The following is a 5,121-nucleotide window of genomic DNA, read 5'->3' on the forward strand; positions in this document are numbered from 1 at the left end:
CAGACCTGGACCACCGTCTCCTGCCCCGTCACCGGCGCGACCGGCACCCACGACCTCTACCTCAGATTCACCGGCGGCAGCGGCTACCTGTTCAACCTGAACTGGTGGCAGTTCACCGGCAACGACGAGCCGCCCACCAGCCCCTCACCGACACCCCCGACCTCCCCCTCACCCACACCGCCGGTCTCGCCGTCCCCGTCACCGTCGCCGTCGCCGTCGCCCAGCCCGACGATCACGCCCACGCCGAACGGCGGCGCCTGCAACGCCACCTACCGCACCACCAACACCTGGTCCGGCGGCTACCAGGGCGAGATCACGGTGACAGCCGGCAACGCGCCCATCAACGGCTGGACCGTCACGTGGACCCTGAGCAACGGCCAGACCATCAACCAGGTCTGGAACGGCACGCTGAGCACCACCGGCTCGGCCGCGTCGGTGACCAACGTCTCCTACAACGGCTCACTCCAGCCGTCCGCCTCCACGACGTTCGGCTTCCTCGCCGGCGGCACCCCGTCGGCATGGTCTCTCACGTGCACCGCCGTCTGAGGGCGAGAGTGTCGCGCCCCCGATCGGAGGAATCCGGTGAACACGAGGAGAAGACTCCTCCGTCTCATCATGGCGGCGCTGGTTCCGTTGTCCGCGCCGTTCGCCTGGGCGGTCGCCGCGCAGGCGCCGGCGCAGGCCGCCACGTCGCTTCCGTGTGACATCTACGCCGCGGGCGGGACGGCGTGCGCGGCGGCGCACAGCACCACCCGCGCGCTGTTCGCGTCCTACAACGGGCCGCTCTACCAGGTGCAGCGGGCGTCCGACCACAGCGGTGAGAACCCCACAACGACACCGGCAACGCCACCATGAGCCGGCAACGGCAACAGCGGCGGGCTCACCAGGACCTTCTCGGGTCCGCTGCCCAACGGCTACTCGCCCATGCGGCTGGAGAGCTCGCAGCACGTCACGTGACGTCGATGCCCGAGCCCCCGGCACCCGGCCGTGGGCGCCCCTGACGGCGCCCGCTCCCGGCCGGTCTGTCGCCATGTCCATTTCGCCCTACCTCATCGAAAGGACCCCCATGAGCCGGCGAAGAGAAAGCATGGCGCGCGTCGCCATGAGTGTGGTGGTCGCGCTCCTGTCAGTCGCGATGTCCCTGGTGGCCGTGTCGCCGGCGCGTGCGGCGGTCGGAATCACGATCAACGGTGGTTCCGGCGGCCGTACCTTCGACGGTGTCGGCGCGATCAGCGGCGGCGGCGGCAACAGCCGCCTGCTGGTCGACTACCCAGAGCCGCAGCGCAGCCAGATCCTCGACTACCTGTTCAAGCCGGGATACGGCGCGTCGATGCAGATCCTCAAGGTCGAGATCGGCGGTGACACCAACTCCACCGACGGGGCCGAGCCGAGCCACCGGCACACCTCCGGCGACCTCGACTGCAACCGCGGCTACGAGTGGTGGCTGATGGAGCAGGCCAAGGCCCGCAACCCCAACATCAAGCTGGTGGGCCTGGCCTGGGGCGCCCCGGGCTGGCTCGGCAACGGCAACTTCTGGTCGCAGGACACCATCAACTACCTGGTCGACTGGCTGGGCTGCGCCAAGAACAGCCACAACCTGACCATCGACTACCTGGGCGGCTGGAACGAGAAGGGCCGCAACACGAGCTGGTACGTCAACCTCAACTCGGCCCTGGACTCCCACGGCTACACCAACGTGAAGATCATCGCCGATGACAACTTCGGCTGGGGCATGGCCGACGACGCGGTGAACAACACCGCCTTCCGCAACGCGGTCGACGTGTACGGATCGCACTACGTCTGTGGCTACCGAGGTCCCCAGACGAACTGTCCCAGCTCCACCAACGCGATCAACTCCGGCAAGGCGCTGTGGGCCAGCGAGAACGGCTCCGACGACTACAACGACGGAGCCAAGGCGCTGGCCAGGGGCATCAACCGGGACTACATCGACGGGAAGATGACGGCCTACATCAACTGGCCGGTCATCGCCGCCATCGCCCCGAACCTGCCCTTCGCCACGATGGGCGTGGCGGTCGCGCCGCAGCCCTGGTCCGGTTACTACGCCATCGGCAAGAGCGCCTGGGTCATGGCGCAGACCACCCAGGTCACCGCTCCCGGCTGGAAGTACCTGGACTCCTCCACCGGCTACATCGGCGGCAACCGCAACAACGGCAGCTACGTGTCGCTGAAGTCCCCGAACAACTCCGACTACAGCACGATCATCGAGACGATGGACGCCACCGGCGCCCAGACGCTCAACTTCAACGTGACCGGCGGGCTGTCCACCGGCCAGGTGCACGTGTGGGCGACCAACCTCAACTCGGGGAACTCCGCCGACTACTTCGTCCACTCCAGCGACATCACCCCGTCCAACGGCGCCTTCTCGCTGACGGTCCAGCCGGGGTACGTCTACTCGATCACGACCACGACCGGCCAGGGCAAGGGCACCGCGACCAGCCCGGCCCGGGGCACGATGGCCCTGCCGTACTCCGACGACTTCGACTCCTACGCCGTGGGCCGCGAGGCGAAGTACCTCTCGGACATGCAGGGTTCGTTCGAGATCGTGGGCTGCGGCGGCGGCCGGTCCGGCCGGTGCGTGCGCCAGATGGCCCCCCGCCAGCCGATCCTGTGGACCGGCGGCTCCCACCCGTACGCCCTGCTGGGTGACCTGAGCTGGAGCAACTACACCGTCTCCGCGGACGTGCTGCTGGAGCAGAGCGGCTACGTCGAGCTGATCGGCCGGGCGGGCGCCCAGCACTCCTTCGGCCCCGAGGGACTGAACGCCTACTACCTGCGGGTGACCGACGCCGGCGCCTGGCAGATCATCCGCAACAACGTCGACAACGCGATGACGACGATCCGCAGCGGGAACGTCGCCGGGCTCGGCACCGGCCGCTGGCACACCCTGGCCCTGGGCTTCTCCGGCGGCACGATCACCGCGAGCATCGACGGGACTCAGGTGGGCTCGGTCACCGACGGCACCTGGGGCGCGGGAGAGATCGGCCTGGGCACCAGCACCACCGAGACGGCCCAGTTCGACAACCTCACCATCACGCCGGGCCAGGGAGGCCCCAGCGGCAACGGCAACGTGCTGCGCGGCCTGGCCAGCGGCCGGTGCGTGGACGTGCCGAACCAGTCGCAGACCAACGGCACCCAGGTGGCGCTGTGGGACTGCAACGGCGGAGCCAACCAGCAGTTCACCTACACCTCCGGCAAGCAGCTCCAGGTGTACGGCAACAAGTGCCTCGACGCCAACAACCAGGGCACCTCCAACGGCACCCAGGTCGTCATCTGGGACTGCTCCGGCGGGGCCAACCAGCAGTGGAACCTCAACGCCGACGGCACCGTCACCGGTGTCCAGTCCGGGCTGTGCCTGGACGCCAACGGCGCCGGCACCACCAACGGCACGAAGATCATCCTGTGGTCCTGCAACGGCGGAGCCAACCAGCAGTGGAGCCGCAACTGAGATGACACGGTCGCCCATGGCGGCGACCTCCGACCCCATCGGTACGACCTGTCGCCACGCCCGCGGACCATGGTGGTGGTCCGCGGGCCGGGCGACGAGTCCTGCCGATCCACCTGACCACGACCGACGCCCGTAACCGAGGCAGAAGTGGGGAATGCGCGGCCCGGATCCCGGGCCGCGCATTCGTGACGAACCTCGTCACCCGCGACCGCGCCGCTTCCCGAATCACTCGTGGAGCAGGCGCCGCCCCGGTCCTTCGATCAGGGCTTGATGGCGACTCCGCCGTAGGCCCAGGCATGACCGCCGCCCGGGATGGGTTCCTGGTGCTCCTTGTCGTCCGGCCGCCACTTCACCACCTCGACCACGCCAGGATCGACCACGTGCCAGCCCTCGAAGAACCGCACCACCTCGGCGTGCGTACGGGGGACCATGGGCGCGGTGCTCTTGTCGTAGGGCTTCGTGAAGTCCTCCTCGCGCAGCCGGGGCGCGAAGTCGAGGGTGATGTGCGACAGCAGCAGCCGGCTGCCCCCCGGCACGGCGGCCTTGATGTGCTCCACCGTGGCGTACGGATCCTCCTCGTCGGTGACGAAGTGCAGGACGCCGGCCAGGATGACGGCGACCGGGCGCGTGAAGTCGATCACGGCCCGGACCTCGGGATGGGACAGGATCACCTCCGGCTGCCGGAGGTCGGCCTCGATCACCGTGGTCATCCCCGTGCCGGTCAGCAGAGCCCGGCCGTGGACCAGGACGATCGGGTCGTTGTCCACGTAGACCACCCGCGCATTGGGATCGAGCTCCTGCGCGATCTCGTGGGTGTTGCCCTGGGTGGGGATGCCGGTGCCGATGTCGAGGAACTGCGAGACACCCGCCTCGGCGAGGTGGCGCACCGCCCGGCGGAGGAAGGCACGGTGGGCGCGGACGCCCTCACGAGTGCCGGGAGACACCCTGACCAGTTCCTCGGCCGCCTCACGGTCGGCCGCGTAGTTGTCCTTGCCGCCCAGCAGAAAGTCGTACACCCGAGCCGGGTGCGCCACCGCCGTGTTGATCCGCGCGGCGGCCGCGACCCGGGTCTCTGTCAGATCCGCCACCTGCACTCCTGGCCGTCTCTCGGTCTCTCCGTGGCCGGAGCGGGGCTACGCCACACTGCAGGTCACGCCGTTCAGGGTGAACGCGGTCGGTTTGCCGGCGTTGCCGGTGTGGGTGGCCTGGAAGCCGATCTCAGTGGAGGCTCCAGGGGCCAGCGAGCCGTTGTAGCTCACGTTCTTCGCGGTGACCTGTCCGCTGGTGGGGGAGTAGGTGGCGTTCCAGCCGTTGGTGATGGTCTGTCCGCCGGGGAGGGTGAAGGCCAGCGACCAGCCGTTGACGGCCGAGGAGCCGGTGTTGGTGATGGTGAGGCTTTCGGTCAGCCCGTTGTTCCAGGCGTTGACGGTGGCGCTGACCCGGCAGGGACCCGAACCCGCGGTGGGTGACGGGGACGGCGACGGCGTGCTGCTCGGCGACGCGCTGGGAGAGGGCGTGGGCGAGGGGGTGGGTGACGGGGTCGCTGACGGTGAGGGGGAGGGGGTTGTGGTGGAGTCGAGGCCGAGGAAGGAGATGGCGTAGGCGAGCTGGCCGCTCATGGGCAGTTGGTGGCCGACGCCGGAGATGCTGATGCC

5 protein-coding genes are annotated in these 5,121 nt (G+C 69.1%); 3 read left to right on the plus strand and 2 right to left on the minus strand.

What is annotated here, in order from left to right:
* The 3 genes from FLW16_RS42585 to FLW16_RS42595 all read left to right on the plus strand — a co-directional run.
* On the plus strand, nt 1-546 hold a 546-nt coding region (locus FLW16_RS42585), incomplete at its 5' end, for a cellulose binding domain-containing protein (RefSeq protein WP_142566671.1).
* Nucleotides 547-615: 69 nt separating this feature from the next.
* Entirely contained in the window at nt 616-855 is a 240-nt protein-coding gene (locus FLW16_RS42590) for an arabinofuranosidase catalytic domain-containing protein (RefSeq protein ID WP_221891597.1), read from the plus strand.
* 232 nt (nt 856-1,087) lie between these two features.
* Nucleotides 1,088-3,466 carry a ricin-type beta-trefoil lectin domain protein gene (locus FLW16_RS42595; protein WP_142566672.1) on the plus strand — a complete coding sequence of 793 codons (2,379 nt, stop codon included), beginning with the start codon at nt 1,088-1,090 and terminating at the stop codon, nt 3,464-3,466.
* Between the two features lie 260 nt (nt 3,467-3,726).
* Here the strand turns inward: FLW16_RS42595 and FLW16_RS42600 are convergent, their stop codons facing one another.
* Together FLW16_RS42600 and FLW16_RS42605 are read right to left on the minus strand one after the other, a co-directional pair.
* On the minus strand, nt 3,727-4,554 hold the full coding sequence (locus FLW16_RS42600; RefSeq protein ID WP_142566673.1) for an SAM-dependent methyltransferase: 828 nt from the start codon (nt 4,552-4,554) through the stop codon (nt 3,727-3,729).
* Nucleotides 4,555-4,599: 45 nt separating this feature from the next.
* On the minus strand, nt 4,600-5,121 hold a 522-nt coding region (locus FLW16_RS42605; protein ID WP_185949857.1), incomplete at its 5' end, for a cellulose binding domain-containing protein.

This window comes from Microbispora sp. KK1-11 (assembly GCF_006874435.1).
In the GTDB taxonomy this organism is placed as follows: domain Bacteria; phylum Actinomycetota; class Actinomycetes; order Streptosporangiales; family Streptosporangiaceae; genus Microbispora; species Microbispora catharanthi.

Coding starts and splice junctions, on each gene's coding strand:
- FLW16_RS42590 (WP_221891597.1), top strand. CDS start 616: ATGGCGGCGCTGGTTCCGTTGTCCGCGCCGTTCGCCTGGGCGGTCGCC.
- FLW16_RS42595 (WP_142566672.1), top strand. CDS start 1,088: ATGGCGCGCGTCGCCATGAGTGTGGTGGTCGCGCTCCTGTCAGTCGCG.